This is a genomic window from Chitinimonas sp., from assembly GCF_041904975.1.
Taxonomy (GTDB): domain Bacteria; phylum Pseudomonadota; class Gammaproteobacteria; order Burkholderiales; family Chitinimonadaceae; genus Chitinimonas.
On sequence record NZ_JAYRLZ010000070.1, the window covers coordinates 2,484 to 17,270 of the forward strand.

13 protein-coding genes are annotated in these 14,787 nt (G+C 60.0%); 10 read left to right on the top strand and 3 right to left on the bottom strand.

Features of this window, described 5'->3' with window-relative positions; all coding sequences use genetic code 11:
* Positions 1-993: fimbria/pilus outer membrane usher protein (locus ACE3OH_RS08830; RefSeq protein WP_374350979.1), on the bottom strand; the 993-nt coding region annotated here is incomplete at its 3' end.
* A complete protein-coding gene (locus tag ACE3OH_RS08835; protein WP_374350981.1) occupies positions 950-1,693 on the bottom strand; it encodes a molecular chaperone in 744 nt (247 codons plus the stop codon). The genes ACE3OH_RS08830 and ACE3OH_RS08835, both read right to left, overlap by 44 nt.
* A gap of 781 nt (positions 1,694-2,474) precedes the next feature.
* Here ACE3OH_RS08835 and ACE3OH_RS08840 point away from each other — a divergent pair.
* From ACE3OH_RS08840 to bioB, 10 genes are all read left to right on the top strand, one after another.
* The gene (locus tag ACE3OH_RS08840) at positions 2,475-4,100 is read left to right on the top strand and encodes a hypothetical protein (protein WP_374350983.1); all 1,626 of its coding nucleotides are present in this window, start codon (positions 2,475-2,477) and stop codon (positions 4,098-4,100) included.
* Positions 4,101-4,394: 294 nt separating this feature from the next.
* Complete coding sequence (locus ACE3OH_RS08845) at positions 4,395-4,556, top strand: hypothetical protein (protein WP_374350985.1); 162 nt, start codon at positions 4,395-4,397, stop codon at positions 4,554-4,556.
* A complete protein-coding gene (locus tag ACE3OH_RS08850; RefSeq protein ID WP_374350987.1) occupies positions 4,553-5,329 on the top strand; it encodes a DeoR/GlpR family DNA-binding transcription regulator in 777 nt (258 codons plus the stop codon). Before ACE3OH_RS08845 ends, ACE3OH_RS08850 begins: the two co-directional genes overlap by 4 nt.
* The gene (locus ACE3OH_RS08855) at positions 5,329-6,348 is read left to right on the top strand and encodes an ABC transporter ATP-binding protein (RefSeq protein ID WP_374350989.1); all 1,020 of its coding nucleotides are present in this window, start codon (positions 5,329-5,331) and stop codon (positions 6,346-6,348) included. The genes ACE3OH_RS08850 and ACE3OH_RS08855 overlap by 1 nt, the downstream gene beginning before the upstream one ends.
* Positions 6,332-7,618 (top strand): ABC transporter substrate-binding protein, encoded by a 1,287-nt coding sequence (locus ACE3OH_RS08860; protein WP_374350991.1) that lies wholly within the window; start codon positions 6,332-6,334, stop codon positions 7,616-7,618. The genes ACE3OH_RS08855 and ACE3OH_RS08860 overlap by 17 nt, the downstream gene beginning before the upstream one ends.
* A gap of 153 nt (positions 7,619-7,771) precedes the next feature.
* Positions 7,772-8,650: a carbohydrate ABC transporter permease gene (locus ACE3OH_RS08865; protein ID WP_374350993.1), complete on the top strand. Its 879-nt coding sequence runs from the start codon at positions 7,772-7,774 to the stop codon at positions 8,648-8,650.
* On the top strand, positions 8,647-9,456 hold the full coding sequence (locus tag ACE3OH_RS08870) for a carbohydrate ABC transporter permease (RefSeq protein WP_374350995.1): 810 nt from the start codon (positions 8,647-8,649) through the stop codon (positions 9,454-9,456). The genes ACE3OH_RS08865 and ACE3OH_RS08870 overlap by 4 nt, the downstream gene beginning before the upstream one ends.
* Entirely contained in the window at positions 9,456-10,250 is a 795-nt protein-coding gene (locus ACE3OH_RS08875; RefSeq protein WP_374350997.1) for an endonuclease/exonuclease/phosphatase family protein, read from the top strand. The genes ACE3OH_RS08870 and ACE3OH_RS08875 overlap by 1 nt, the downstream gene beginning before the upstream one ends.
* Positions 10,247-11,020 carry an HAD family hydrolase gene (locus ACE3OH_RS08880; protein ID WP_374350999.1) on the top strand — a complete coding sequence of 258 codons (774 nt, stop codon included), beginning with the start codon at positions 10,247-10,249 and terminating at the stop codon, positions 11,018-11,020. Before ACE3OH_RS08875 ends, ACE3OH_RS08880 begins: the two co-directional genes overlap by 4 nt.
* A gap of 334 nt (positions 11,021-11,354) precedes the next feature.
* Positions 11,355-12,350, top strand: a complete 996-nt coding sequence (gene bioB, locus ACE3OH_RS08885; RefSeq protein ID WP_374351002.1) for a biotin synthase BioB — start codon at positions 11,355-11,357, stop codon at positions 12,348-12,350.
* A 337-nt stretch (positions 12,351-12,687) separates the two neighbouring features.
* Here bioB and ACE3OH_RS08890 read toward each other — a convergent pair whose 3' ends face one another.
* Complete coding sequence (locus ACE3OH_RS08890; protein ID WP_374351004.1) at positions 12,688-14,139, bottom strand: hypothetical protein; 1,452 nt, start codon at positions 14,137-14,139, stop codon at positions 12,688-12,690.
* Positions 14,140-14,787 lie beyond the last annotated feature (648 nt).

The window sequence follows — 14,787 nt, forward strand, 5'->3', positions numbered from 1 at the left end:
ATTGGCGCGCATCGATGGCAGTACCGCGATGGGCTGATTGAATTCGCGCACCCGGCCATCGCTTTCCTCGATGCGTACCAACAAGTCCTGGTTGCCAAGCAAGACCGGCAGATCGTCGATAAGGAAGTTTCCCGGCGGCACCGTATTGCTGTAGATCAGATTGCCGAACTGGTAGACGCGCACCAGGGCATTGGTCCGGGCGATGCCGGAAATGCGCGGCCGCAGGCCGGCATTGGTGTTCGGGTCCATCTCGGTATCAGTGTGAAACTGCATGCCGTAGATGCGCCCGCTGCCCAGCATGCTGCCACCGGCGAGGGCATTGCCCACCATCAACTGGCCATTCCAGTCGCGAATTTCCCGGTAGCCGTAAGCGAGCTGCGCCGGCTTGCCGATATCGGTTCCGCCGGGCCCATGCGATAGCGCCAGATCGGTGCGCAAGCGCCATGGCCCGAGGTTGGCGCCGAGCTGGGTACTCAGGCTGAGCTGATTGCTGCCGGGCAGATGGTTGAACGACAGATTGTAATTGGCCAGCAGCGCATCGATGCCGCTATCCCACTGCCGGCGTAGCGACGATTGGCGGATGCGCTGCATCGCTTGCGTGGGCACGCTGATATCGAGGCGCAGGCTGGCAGGATCAAACTGCACCCGTGCGCCATTGATCAGGCTGGGCAGGTCGAGGCAGCCCGCACTGGCGCCGGCCAGCAATTCGGCCAGCTCGGGCAGATTGGCCAGGCCCAGGCAGGGCGCAAGCCCTTGTTCGCTGGCTGTCACATCGATCATGCGTTGATCGATGCGCTGATCGTTCAGGTACAGATCGAGCGGATAGCGACCGGGCGGCAATGCGCCTTGCTCGAACTGGCTGACGTCGATGCTGGTCTGTCCCTTGAAGTCATGCAGGAAAGACGATTCGAACGTCGTGCTGGCCGCCTGTACGCTGCCGATCAGCGCGCTAGCCGCGAGGCCGCGCACTGCCAATCGGCAGATCGTGGGCATGAACCACTCCAAAGTCATTGATGGTGTCGAAATGGATGCGCTCGGCAGCCTTACCGGAGTGTGCCGGGTCGCGGGTAATGGTCAGCGTGCGGCGCTCGAACGGCTTCAAGAGAAACGCCGGCGATTTGCCCAGTAAAATGTCGCCAGCATATAGGCTGGTTGAAGCAAAACTGATTGAAAATACAGAAGGATTTTCAACCTGCAGCTCGAATTTTGTGGCATCGCTGGCCGACATTATCCACAGCAGATTATTGACGGATTTATCGGCTTCGCCCGTCAATCCCTCGGGCCGGAAAAACACCTTGATGCGCTGGCGGATAGCCAGCACCATTTTGTTTTCTGCGGCGGTATTGGCCTGCGGTACTTGCTGCACATTGAGATAAAACACCGACTCGCGATCCTTGGGCAGGCGACTGATATCCAGCGGCAGAATACGGATTAATGCTTCGCGTCCACCATCAATTCGTACCACCGGCGGCGTAACCCATAGCTCATTGACGGTGCCGGCATCGTCGAATTCATCAGCTTGCAACCACGATTGCGCCAGGAAGGGCTCTGTGCCTGTGTTCTTGACCGTGAGGCTGGTGTCGCGCTTTCCGGCCTCCACTACCAGCCGGGTGGCACTCAGGGAAATACCGGCAAATACCGGCCATGCGCTCAGCCAGCAGGCAAGCGCCAGAATACATGTCGTTTGTTTCATTTCAACTGCAACCTGTCCCTTGACTAATTCATTGATCCGGATTGCATATTTCAGTAAGCAATCTGAATTATCAGGGAATGCTTATGAAGTAGATATAACCCGCGAATAATAACATGGCCCTTATCGACGGGCGAATGCGGGGATTACTCAGATCGATGTGGCAGGCGCGCTTTTCACCGATTTGTCGCCTTGTGTAGCCTGGCGGAAAATCGGTAAGTATTTGAAACATCGTGGTTTTGCCGCGATGGTCTGCTGCTGACAGCCTCGTGTCAGAAATAAGACAGCTGTGCAATATTCCGGCGGCGCTGCCTGCTTGTCGCTACATGGCTTTGTATTACGGCTTATGAGGGTTTCGAATGGAAATGTTTTCTAAGGTATTGAATTGAAAAGAAAAGACCGGTTTGCCATGAAAGGGGGTGAGGTCGGTCGACTCGGCTGCAATTGGCGGGCCGGTGGCTCCGTCTGGTGCGGCAGCGCAGTGCTGTCTGCGCGATTCACCTCAGTGTGCGGCGAAGCGCACCGGTGCCGGATGACTGAATGATCTGCCGGCCCTGATAGTGGTTTGCCACTGCGCCGTGTGGCTGTTCCCGTGTTGCAAAAGGCTAATCAATCATTCATGTGCTCGTCATCTGTGCTGATTATGGTTTCGAACGAAACCGATTGGTTTCGAATTGTATGAGGGTCGGCAGCCGAGCCCATGCGATGAGCTGGTCGACCTGCCGGTAATCGCCGCCTTCCGTTTGGTCTGTTGCAGTTCAACCTTTTCAGAAAGTGCCCTGCCATGACTTTGTTCCGCCGCAAATCGCTGATCAGCCTTGCGCTGCTTGCTGCGTGCCTTGCCACGCATGCCCAGCCAATAGTCCGCAATACCGTCAGCCAGTTGCTGACGCAGAATCATAACCATCCGGGCGAGTCGGCCCGCCTGCGCCAAGCCTTTGTCGAGCAAGAGCTGATCGGAGAGGAAGGCGCCCTGATCAAGCAGCGCTTCCGGCAAATCGCCACGGCTGGCGATGTGGATGCGCTGCTCGCTACCTGGCAGCAAGATGGCGATGCCTCGCGTCGTACCGCAGCCCTTACCCTGCTGCGCGAACTGCATCTGCCGGCGGCACTGCCGCTCTATGCGCGCAGCTATGAGGGCGCCAGCCAGGAAGATCGCCAGCAGCTATTTGATCTGGTCGCCCGTATCGATAGTCCGGCTGCCTTCTTGCTGCTGAACCGCTGGGTGGCGCAACTGCCGGCGGCAGATACAGCGGTGGATTTGCAGCATGCACTTGCTGCGGCGGGCCGCTTCCGCAATCCGGCCATTCGTGCTGAGGCGCAGGCGGCAAGACTGCAGTCACCCGCGCAGCAGCTGCTTGCTCAGGAGACGCTGCTGGCGCTGCAGCGGCCGGCAGCAAGCACGGCGCTGGAAGCCGCAGCGACGCTGCGTGCCGAGGCAGCGGTGGCCAGTGCTTCGGATGATGCTGGCCTCGCCGCGCGCTATGCGCCGGTATTGCGGCTTTCCAGTGGCGGCAAGGTCAACCTTGCCAATGCCAGCTACCCGTATATCGACTATTTGCCCATTGCGGTGGAAGACATCCTCACCCGCGCCGGCAAAGTGCCCAATCTGGTAGCCGGCGGCACCGCAACGCCGTTGAGCGCAAATTTGCTGGCCAGTCTTGGCGCTGCCGGCCCGAATAACCAGCCTGGCAGCTATATCGACCTCAAGCCGGTGTATCCCGGTAGCGATACGCCGGCCAATGCAGCACGCGCGCTCAGCCGCCATCCGGCGGTGTACTACCAGCTGTTCCGCGATCCGAGCAAGGCGCAGCCTGTCGCCATCCAGTACTGGTTTTTCTATTTCCATGATCTGTGGCTGAACGAGCATCCGGGCGACTGGGAGGGTTTCACTGTCTTTCTGGATGCCAATGGCAACGCGGTGGAGGCGGCGCTATCCACCCATTACGAGGCCAATCGGCTGAGCTGGAAGAATATGAGCACGCTGGGCGGCCATCCGAATATCTATGTTGCCAACGGTGGCCATGGCTCTTACGCATTCAGCGGCTCGACCACCTACTTCCCGGTGGTGGCCATCGATAACCACAAGGGCGACAAGGAAGTGCTGTATCCGGCTGGCTCGGGTCTGGGGGGCAGCAAGGACACGCCGTACCAGCTGCTCGATCTCAGCGCGCAGGGCTGGCTGGGCTTCAAAGGCCGCTTCGGTGATGCCAGCAGCGCGCCCAATGGGCCGGTGTATCGCACCGACGCGCCTACCCAGGGCGATTGGAACAATGCCAAGAACAAGCCGCGCAAACCGGATTGCAGCGCCCGCATCGGCACCTTGATGTATGGCACTGCCAGCAACCCCGGCCCGTGGCTGTGGGCGCAGGGTTATGGGCTGGATGGCGCGGCCTGCAAGGCGAGCTGATGGTGTTGGAAAATCATTGATGTCGCGCCGCACTAGTACACAAAACCTGTAGACACAGAGAACAGGGAGGGCACAGAGCACACCGAGAAGAAGCGGATTCAGACGGGCTTTCTCGGTGTGCTCTGTGGTCTCGGTGCGCTCTGTGTCCACAGACTTTTGGTGGTCGAATCATGGACATCGCGGGGAGAGACTTGCAGGTGCAGAGCAGGCTTACCTCTTGCACTGGGCAGATGACCCGCTGGAAATAAAGATCCTTTTTGGATTCTGTTTCTTGAATGCGTGCAGAAAGCGCAGATGCGGCAGCTGTACGGTGCCGCCAATGCACATGCGGGTGGCGATGCGATCATCGCTCCTGTCATGACGATGCAACAAAACCCCATCATTATTTCAAATGAACATTTGAAAGTTTCGAATGAAATTCCAGCCGCTGTTTGCATCTTGAATAAGTCCCCATGACATTCAATACCCTCACCGAACGCCAGCAAGAGATCATGGCCTGGCTGCAAGCCGAAGGCCATTTGTCTACCGATCAGTTGTCGCAGCGTTTTGCCGTCTCCTCACAGACCATACGCCGCAATATCAACGAGCTCAGCGCCATGGGCCTGGTGCGGCGCCAGCATGGCGGCTTGAGCCTGCCGGCAGCGCAGCACAACCAGAGTTTCAGCAAGCGCAGCGCCGAGAATCTGCTCAGCAAGCAGTGCATCGCGCGTACGGTGGTGGCCAGTCTGCCGCCTCATGCCACCTTGTTTCTTGGCTATGGCACCACGGTGCAGCAGGTGGCGGCCCTGATACCCGCCGATCTTCCGCTGCGGGTGATCACCAATAATCTGCAGGCGCTGGCCGCCTTGCTGGATAAGCCGGCGGTGGAAACCTGGGTGACTGGCGGGCGCTTGCGCCAGGCGGATCAAGACCTGATGGGTCTGCAAACCTTGCAGGCATTCGAGCGCTTCGAAGCTGATATTGCCCTGTGCGGTATTGCCGGCATCGCCGCCGATGGCAGTCTGCTGGAATTCCAGCAGGAAGAGGCCGAACTGACCCGAGTGCTGCTACAGCACAGCCGCCAGCACTGGCTATTGGCCGATGCCAGCAAATACCAGCGCCTGGCCTCGGCCCGGCTCGGCAGCCTCGATGCCTTCGATGCCCTGTTTACCGACCAGGACAATCCGGCGCTGGCCCAGCTTTGCCAGAAGTTCGGCGTCGACTTCACCGTTTGCCAGGGAGCGGCGTGATGGCACTGGAGATCGAAGGCCTGAGCAAGCACTGGGGCGGGCGGGTGGTGCTCGATGGCATCAGCCTCAGCATCCCGACCGGGCAGTTCACCGCCTTGCTCGGCCCGTCCGGCTGTGGCAAGACCACGCTACTGCGCCTGCTGGCCGGCCTGGATACGCCAGATGGTGGGCGCATCCTTAGCGATGGCGTCGACATTACCCACCTTGAGCCAGCCGAGCGCGGCATGAGCATGGTGTTCCAGTCTTATGCGCTGTTTCCGCATCTGAATGTGGCCGAGAACATCCTGTTTGGGCTAAAGGCACGCAAGCTGCCGAAGCATGAACAGCAAGCGCGGCTGGATCAGGCCGTCGCCCTGGTGGCGCTCGATGGCCATCTGCATAAAAAGCCGGCGGCGCTGTCCGGTGGGCAACGCCAGCGGGTGGCGCTGGCGCGCGCCATCGTGTCGCAGCATCCGGTCTGCCTGATGGACGAGCCGCTCAGCAACCTCGATGCCCGGTTGCGTGCCGATATGCGCAGCGAGCTGCGCACACTCCAGCAAGCGCTGGGCCTCACCCTGATCTATGTGACGCACGACCAGATCGAAGCAATGAGCATGGCCGACCAGATCGTGCTGCTCGATGGCGGCAGGGTCCAGCAGGTCGGCAGCCCGCAGGCGCTGTATGAAGCCCCGCAAACCCTGTTCGTCGCCCGCTTTATCGGCCAGCCACCGATGAATCTGCTGCGCCTGCCCGGGCGCGACGCCAGCAGCCTGTGCGGCATCCGGCCCGAGCACATCCAGCAGCACGGCCCGCATGCTGCCACCGTGCAGCGCTGCGAATACCACGGCGCCGACAGCCTGATTCATGTCGAGCTGTACGGGCAGCCCTGTGTGGTCAAGCAACCCGGTCGCCTCGATCTGGCAGCGGGAAGCCGCCTCACCCTCGGTTGGCCGACCGACTGCGAGCGCCATTTTTGCAGCCACACCCAGCAATCCATCCCCTCACCCACAAAGGTAAGTCTCCATGCTCTCCCTGCGTAAGCTGATCCCGATTGCCGCCCTTGCCCTTGCTAGCAGCCAATGGGCGCTTGCCGCCCAGACCAAGGTCACCCTGTACTACCCGATTGCGGTAGGTGGCCCGCTCACCAAGGTGGTGGATGGCCTGGTGGATGAATTCAAGAAGGCCAATCCCGATATCGATGTCGATGCCATCTATGCCGGCAGCTACGACGATGCCCGCCTGAAGGCACTGGCAGCGCTCAAGGCAGGCAAACCGGTACAGACGTCGGTGCTGTTTTCCATCGACCTGCATGAGCTGAAAGATATGGGCGTGATCCGCCCGTTCGACGACTTTGCCAAGACGGCCGAAGACAAAGCCTGGCTCAACAGCTTTTACCCGGCGCTGATGCAGAACGGCCGCGATGAGGGCAAGACCTGGGGCATTCCGTTCCAGCGCTCCACCATCGTGATGTTCTACAACAAGACCGCCTTCAAGGAAGCCGGCCTCGACCCGGAAAAGGCGCCGAAGACCTGGGCCGAACTGCGCCAGATGTCCGCCAAGCTGGTCAAGCACGATGCCAGCGGCGCCACCACTCGCTGGGGCCTGATGATTCCGTCCACCGGCTATGCCTACTGGATGTTTGGCGCACTGGCCAAGCAGAACGGCCAGGCACTGATGAATCCGGCCGGCACCAAGACCTTCTTCAATGCACCCAAAGTGGTGGAGGGTCTGAATTTCTGGTCCAGCCTGAGCACTCAGGACAAGGTGATGCCGACCGGCGTCGTGGAGTGGGGCACGCTGCGGCAGAACTTCGTCGAGGGCAAATCGGCCATCATCTGGCATTCCACCGGCAATCTGACTGCCATTCTCAAGGAAGCCAAGTTCGAGGTGGGCGTGGCTGCGCTGCCCGGCAATAGCGAAGCAGGCTCACCGACTGGCGGCGGCAATTTCTATCTGATGAAAAGCGGCAGCGAAGCCGAGCAGCAGTCCGCCTACAAGCTGGTGAAGTTCTTGACCGACCCGGTACGGGCGGCCGAGTGGAGCGTGGCCACCGGCTATATCGGCGCCAACCCGGAGAGCTACAACACCCCGGCGCTGAAGGCCTATACCGCCAAGGTGCCGCAAGCCTTGGTAGCGCGCGACCAGCTGGCGGTATCCACTGCGGAGCTGTCCACCCATCAGGCGGGCAAGGTGCGCAAGCTGCTCGATGACGCCATCCAGTCGGTGCTGACCGGCCAGCAAGATGCCAAGACCGCGCTGGACAGTGCTCAGGCACAGGCTGACCGCATTCTCAAGCCCTACCAGAACTGAGCGGCGCGGCATCAGGCCGGGGCAAGCCTGGCCTGTTGCAACTGGGCGCGGGCCAAGCGCTGCGGCTTGATGCCCTAGGGCCGCTGCGCGTGGCCCGCTACCCAGGCATGCTGACCGCCTTTCGATTCACCTGTTTTCCAAGCACGGTTTGACATGATTCTGCGAACCCCCTCCTGGCTATATGGCTGGCTATTGCTGCTGCCGGCCATGATCTTGCTGATAGGCTTCACCTACTTGCCCATGGGCGCCACCCTGTGGCACAGCCTGTTTGTGCAGACCACCGCCAGCGCGCCGCCCAGCTTTGTCGGTCTCGATCAATACCGCAACTTGCTCGACGATGCGGTGTTTCGCACCGCGCTGCGCAACAATCTGCTCTACGCGCTGGTGACCGTGCCGGCGTCGATGGCCCTGGCGCTGCTGATGGCGCTGTGGGTGAATCGCGCGTTTGCCGGCCGCAGCCTGTTGCGCCTGGCTTTCTTTACCCCAACGGTGCTGCCGATGGTGGCAGCTGCCAATGTGTGGTTGTTTTTTTACGCGCCCGATATCGGTCTGCTCAATCGTGGCCTGGCACAGCTGCATGTGGCGGGCCATAACTGGCTGGGGCAGGCCGACACGGCGCTATGGGCGCTGATGAGCATCACCATCTGGAAGGAAGCCGGGTTTTTCATGGTGTTCTATCTGGCCGCCCTGCAAGCCATGCCACCCGAGGTGCTGGATGCGGCGCGGCTGGAGGCCGGCTCGGCCAGCTATCGCCTGCGCCGCGTGATTTTGCCGCTGCTGGGGCCGACCACCCTGTTTGTGGCGGTGAATGCGCTGATCAATGCCTTCAAGCTGGTTGATCATCTGTTCATCCTTACCAAGGGCGGGCCGAACAATGCCAGTACCCTGCTGCTGTACTACCTGTTTGAAACTGCCTTCCGCTTTCAGGATGGCGCCTATGCCGCCAGCCAGGCGGTGCTTCTGCTGATTCTGCTGATGGCCTGTGCCGCCGTGCAGCTGTTCCTGACACGTAACCGGGTCCACTACCGATGAAGCGCCTGCCCAATGCCATTTCCCGCACGCTCGCCTGGCTACTCGGCCTGCTCTGGATGGCGCCCTTGCTGTTTTTGCTGTGGGCGGCTTTTCACAACGGCAGCGATGCGGTGCAATTGCGCCTTGCCGCGCCGCTATCGCTGCGCAATTTCAGCGAAGCCTGGCAGGTGGCGCCGTTTGCCCGCTATTTTCTCAATTCCGCCCTGTTGGTGCTGCTATTGCTGGCGGCGCAGCTCTTGGTATGCACACTGGCCGCCTATGCGCTGGCGCGGGTGCCGTTCCGTGGCCGCAGCCTGCTGTTTGGCCTGGTGCTGATCCAGCTGATGGTGATGCCGGAAGCGCTGATCACCGAAAACTATCAAACCATTGCCCGGCTCGGCCTGATCGACCATACCGCTGGCATAGCCTTGCCCTATATCGCCTCCGCCTTCGGCATTTTCCTGCTGCGCCAGACTTTCATGATGGTGCCGCAGGAGCTGGAAGATGCTGCGCGCATCGAGGGCCTGGGCCGGCTGCGCATCCTGTGGCAGGTCTATGTGCCGCTGGCCCGACCCACCTATATCGCCTATTCCTTGGTGTCGATCAGCTACCACTGGAACAACTTCCTGTGGCCGCTGATCGTGACCAATACCGCGCAGAGCCGCACGGTGACCGTTGGCATGGCGCTGTTCGGTGCGCCGGAAACCGGTGTGGACTGGGGGGTATTGTCGGCCGGCACGCTGATGATGATTGCGCCGCTGTTGCTGGCCTTCATCCTGTTCCAGCGCCAGTTCATCCAGTCCTTTATGAGCGCCGGGGTGAAGTGATGCGCATCGTCAGCTGGAATATCCAGCAGGGGCGCGACGCCGCCGGCCAGCCGGCCAGCGAGGCGCAATGGGTCGCCATGCGTGACTACGATGCCACGCTGCTGCTGTTGCAGGAGGTCGATTCCGCCTACCTGGCCGGACTGCAGGCCGCCTTGCCCGACTACCGCTGGACCTTTGCGCCGGCGCTGGACTGGTTCGATAGCCACGGCCAGCGCCAGCAGTTCGGCAACGCCATCGGCAGTCGCCTGCCGCTGGCCCAGGTGCGGGCGCACCGCCTGCCGCAACCGGCCACTACCGCCCCGCGCCATATGCCGCGCAGCGCCTTGCAAGTGGTGGTGCGCACACCAGATGGATGGCTGAATGTGATCACCACTCATCTGGAATACCACTGTGCACTGCAAAGGGCGGCGCAGCTGGCGGCGCTGCGGGCGCTGTTTGCCGAATGCGCCGCCGCTGCCGATACCCTCGCGCCCCTGCCGGATCTTGCAAGCGATCTGTACCAGCCCTTGCCCCTGTCCAGCCGGGTGCTGCTGGGCGGAGACCTCAACTGTGCGGCCGGCAGCATGGAGTACGCCAGCGCACTCGATATTGCCGACTGGCAGGTGGCGCAATCGGCGGCCGGGTATCCGCGCAGCTGTGGCGTGCACAACCATGCGCAATGGCCCGAAGGCGCCCATTGCCGCGACTATTTTCTGCTTGGCCCGGGCCTGGCGCCGGCGGGTTACCGGCTGTGGGCCGATGAAGCCACTGCCTTGTCCGACCACCAGCCCCTGTTTCTGGAGTTAGCTGCATGATGAATCACCCGCCCCATGCCTGGCCGCAGGTCGTGCTGAGCGATGTCGACGACACGCTGACCTGGGAGGGCCAGCTGCCGGTTGCGGCGCTGGCCGCCCTGCACAACCTGGCGGCACGCGGCTGCGAGATCGTACTGGTGACCGGCGCCTGCGCCGGCTGGTGCGACCAGATGGCGCGCACCTGGCCGGTGAGCGCGGTGATCGGCGAAAACGGCGCCTTTACCATCGAGCGACAAGGGCGCCACCTGATCTACCACGATAGCCACGATGCAGCCACGCGCGCCCGCCATCACGAAGCCCTGCATCGCCTCGCCGCCGAAGTGATTGCGCGCTTCCCGCAGTTGCAGCTGGCGCAGGACCAAGCCTATCGCCGTTATGACCTGGCACTCGATCATGGCCAGGAGGTAGCCGGCGTGCCGGCCGCTACCATCGCAGGCGCGCTGGCCATGCTGCAGGCGGGCGGCGCCAGGGCGGCGGTCAGCTCCATCCATATCAACGCCTGGTTGGGCGAATTCAGCAAACTCGCCAGCGCGCAGCGCTGGCTGGCGCAGCGCCATGGCTGGCAAGCCGCGCAAATGCAGCAACACTGCGCCTATGTCGGTGATTCACCCAATGATGCGGCGATGTTCGGCTTCTTTCCCCACAGCGTGGGCGTCGCCAATATCGCCGCGCATCTACCCAACCTGGCCCAGCGCCCGGCCCACATCACCCGCGCACCGGGCGGGCTGGGGTTTGCGGAGTGGGTGGATGAGCTGATGACTACGGGATAGTCGTGCATTGCTAGCCTGGCAAACCTGGCTTGCTTTGAACTGCATCCCAAGGCGTTCCGTGGCCGATATGCCGTTGTGACTTGCTCCGGGCAAAGATCATGAGGCGCAATGCCGCAATAAGTGGCGTCGGAAGCGGCCCGCGACGTGGCGCATTTGTGTTCTGTGGCGGCGTTTTCTGTTGCTTGAAATGGTCGCAGGGGTGGCCTGCTGCTCACTGTACAGGGTGGGCACCCTGCATCATTTTTGGGTGGCTGTTGAATTTTTTCGCGGCGAAATTTGACAACTGCAATCAAGGGGACAAGAATCCGCGCCAAATCCCCACTTCCCCCATGCCATGAATCAAGCCATTACCTCCCAAGCCCTGGTTTTCCACAAGCCGCTCAAGCCCCACGCCGAAACCACGCGCTGGACGGTGGAGCAGGTGGCCGAGCTGTTTGCGCTGCCGTTCAATGACTTGCTGTTTCGCGCCCAGACCGTGCATCGCGAGCATTTCGATCCAAGCAAGGTGCAGCTGTCCACGCTACTGTCGATCAAGACCGGCGGTTGCCCGGAGGATTGCGGCTACTGTCCGCAGTCGGTGCGCTACGACACCGGCGTGACCAGCCAGGACCTGATGCCGCTGGATGAGGTGATGGCCGCCGCCCGCGCCGCCAAGGAAGCCGGCGCCTCGCGCTTTTGCATGGGCGCCGCTTGGCGTGGCCCGAAGCAGCGCGATCTGGATGAGGTGAAGGCGATGATCGCCGGGGTGAAATCGCTGGGCCTGCAGACCTGCGCCACCCTGGGCATGCTCAAGGAAGGCATGGCCGGTGAATTGAAAGAGGCCGGGCTTGATTACTACAACCACAACCTCGATACCGCGCCGGAAAAATACGACGACATTATCGGCACCCGTGGCTATGACGACCGCCTCGACACCCTGCGCCAGGTGCGCGAATCGGGCATGAATGTCTGCTGCGGCGGCATTGTCGGCATGGGCGAATCGCGCGAGGAGCGCGCCGGGCTGATCAACCAGTTGGCCAATCTCGACCCGCAGCCCGAATCGGTGCCGATCAATAATCTGGTCAAGGTGGAAGGCACGCCGCTGGCCGATGTGGAAGGCATAGACTGGAGCGAATTCGTGCGCACCATCGCGGTGGCCCGCATCACCATGCCACGCAGCTTCGTGCGCCTGTCGGCCGGCCGCCAGCAAATGCCGGAAGCGGTGCAGGCACTGTGCTTTCTGGCCGGTGCCAATTCGATCTTTTATGGCGACAAATTGCTGACCACCGGCAACCCGGAAGTGACGCGCGATCGGGCGCTGTTTGACAAGCTGGATTTGCAGGCTTTGTAGGCCGCCTTGGGTGCCAATGAACGAACTACCCAATGCGCGAAAAGCGAGGTCCTTTTATGTGGAGAGGGGAGAAGAGCAGAAATGGACCATGACTTACCTACTGCTATCCTAACAGGCTGGTGAGAGGCTCTTTGAACCCCATTGGGCCGCGAAAATTTTGTAAAATCTTACAGCTTTGCTTAAAAAACAAGCAAATCCTGCCTGGTTTTACTCGCATTTCCCACTTTGCATCCAGCACTAAGAGTTTCTCGCTAGCTTGCTAACAGGCTGGCGAGAAACTCCGGGCACCAGCTTGAGCTTCGGAGGTTGCAAACTCGATTTGTTCAGGGACGTTTAATTATTTCTGCTTCTTTTTTAAGATTTTATAAATTCCTGTAATAATAAAAATTGTACCGATCATGGTCACTGCTCCATGCATCCCAGCTCCAAAGAGATATTCAATGACGAACATCATCGTCCCAGAGGATAGCTCTGCGTAGCCATTAGGGAGTGGTTTCCTAAGAAAGCTTCGTTTGGTGCTTGTTCCGTTTGGCAGTGGCGAGGCGACTGTGTCGGTCCATTTGGCCAATAGCACTGCTGGCCAAAATCTCGCTGGCAGTGGGATTATGCAACCAGGGTGGGCGTCGCTGATCAATATGGGGAGTACAGCATCCGATAGCTTTTTCCCCGGCAACTGTTTGCGCTCAAAATAGGTGGTGGACAGCTTGAGCGGTACTGGCGAAAACGGCGTGGGAACGGTGAGGCCGAATGCTCGGCTATAGCCGTTTGCAAGATGCTCGCTAATTGCACGTAAATCTGAATCCTCCGGATCGTGCAGCATATGCAGCTTGCGGGCAATGTCGCGCAAGGTTTCTGTGGGCAGTTGGCCTTGTGGATCGTAGATTACTTCGCCAGGAAGACCGGGCTCGGCGCCGGGCTTGCGCAATAAATTGTTGGCCTGGACGATTACCCCCCAGACTACTCGACCTTCGAGCAATAAGGCGTCCGTACTGTCGAACAGGGGCCTTAGCTCATCGTGTTTTGCCCAGTTTGGCATCTTGATGTGCAGTTCTCGAGCGAGGTTCGGCGACTGACGAAGTTGAATGGCAATATCGCGTGGAAGAACGGGGTCCTTTGCAGGAGATGGATGATCTGCGCCTTCCTTTGCCTGCCAGGAAAAATCATCAAGCTTGAAGCTGTCCAGGCCGCGATACAGGGCCTCGGCTAGCGCGGGATATTGATCGGCGGTCAGTGATCCGTCCTTTAACCATGGCGCGTATAGCGCAAAGCCATTTGGATGGTTAGCAGGGCGGTAGGGGAAAAACAGTATCAGTGAATGTGCCTCCGGCTGGTAGCGGCGTAGTTCAAGCACCAGTGCATCGCTGCGGCCGCTAGGCAGATTGGCATAGGCGTCGTAGATCAAACCTTGGAATTTCAATCCATCTGGATTGGTTGCCAGCCTTGATTGGCCCTCGTCGATAGCAGCATCCAGCGACTCATGCATCAGGGTGACAAAGGTATGCTCATCTGCACTTCCAACTTGAAGCAAGATAGGAATTTTCCGGTTGCCAGCTGCTACGCTGCTCATGCTTAACGCAGCCAGATTCCCCCCTTTTTTGATGATTTCACTCCAGCCATCGGGCAGGTTGCTTAATGCATTGCCATTGGTGGGTCTCGACAATGACTGCAATCGTTCTTGGCCCTGGCCGATAATTTTTGTGCAGTGCTCGTAAATACTGCGTACCGGCTGGTCGCCAAATAAAGCTTCGGCCAGTAGATCCAGCGGCAGCAGTAAACGACCATTAAGCATGCACCCATGGTTGTTTCAAACTGCTTGGGAAGTCCGCCCTCTATTTGATTATTCAATTGCTCATGGTTGTACCAGCGAATTGCCAAGCCGCCGACTCGGGCAATGGTGCTGCCGAGATAGTAGCCAAGCAGCAACAGCATATTGCTAGTCTGATCACCCAGTACGAATTCCTCGTAACTGGCAGTCTGATGGGTACGCAAATGGGCCAGAAATTGATCAAGGCGGCGCAGGCTGTCGTGGCTGTAATCGAGCGCCAGCGCTTCGATTTGCTCGCGATAGGCCATGCCATTACCAGGAATTGGCCGGCCAGCGAAAAAACGGTTCAAATAATCTGCACACCAGGCATCTTCATCGGCCGGGCGAGCAGTTTTTACTTTCTGGCAATAGTCATCGATATAGTCGCGACAGCTTATTTGACTGTCGTTTCCAAATAGGCGGCTGCCGATCCAGCCCAGCGGGAGAAAGTATTTGCCGGCTATCCGACCAAACACACTGGAGAAAAAAGCGCGCGGCAGGCCTGTTTCATTGACCAGTTCGCCAGCGTCGTCATAGGCATGCCAGTCCAGCTGCTCACCTGTGGCCTTGGCAACATAGTCACCGAGGTAGAAGGCCAGCATCAGGCAGAAATTGACCGCAGCCGGGTCGGCC

Coding starts and splice junctions, on each gene's coding strand:
- ACE3OH_RS08840 (WP_374350983.1), top strand. CDS start 2,475: ATGACTTTGTTCCGCCGCAAATCGCTGATCAGCCTTGCGCTGCTTGCT.
- ACE3OH_RS08850 (WP_374350987.1), top strand. CDS start 4,553: ATGACATTCAATACCCTCACCGAACGCCAGCAAGAGATCATGGCCTGG.
- ACE3OH_RS08835 (WP_374350981.1), bottom strand. CDS start 1,693: ATGAAACAAACGACATGTATTCTGGCGCTTGCCTGCTGGCTGAGCGCA.
- ACE3OH_RS08860 (WP_374350991.1), top strand. CDS start 6,332: ATGCTCTCCCTGCGTAAGCTGATCCCGATTGCCGCCCTTGCCCTTGCT.
- ACE3OH_RS08870 (WP_374350995.1), top strand. CDS start 8,647: ATGAAGCGCCTGCCCAATGCCATTTCCCGCACGCTCGCCTGGCTACTC.
- ACE3OH_RS08880 (WP_374350999.1), top strand. CDS start 10,247: ATGATGAATCACCCGCCCCATGCCTGGCCGCAGGTCGTGCTGAGCGAT.
- ACE3OH_RS08875 (WP_374350997.1), top strand. CDS start 9,456: ATGCGCATCGTCAGCTGGAATATCCAGCAGGGGCGCGACGCCGCCGGC.
- ACE3OH_RS08865 (WP_374350993.1), top strand. CDS start 7,772: ATGATTCTGCGAACCCCCTCCTGGCTATATGGCTGGCTATTGCTGCTG.
- ACE3OH_RS08855 (WP_374350989.1), top strand. CDS start 5,329: ATGGCACTGGAGATCGAAGGCCTGAGCAAGCACTGGGGCGGGCGGGTG.
- bioB (WP_374351002.1), top strand. CDS start 11,355: ATGAATCAAGCCATTACCTCCCAAGCCCTGGTTTTCCACAAGCCGCTC.
- ACE3OH_RS08845 (WP_374350985.1), top strand. CDS start 4,395: ATGCGGCAGCTGTACGGTGCCGCCAATGCACATGCGGGTGGCGATGCG.
- ACE3OH_RS08890 (WP_374351004.1), bottom strand. CDS start 14,139: ATGCTTAATGGTCGTTTACTGCTGCCGCTGGATCTACTGGCCGAAGCT.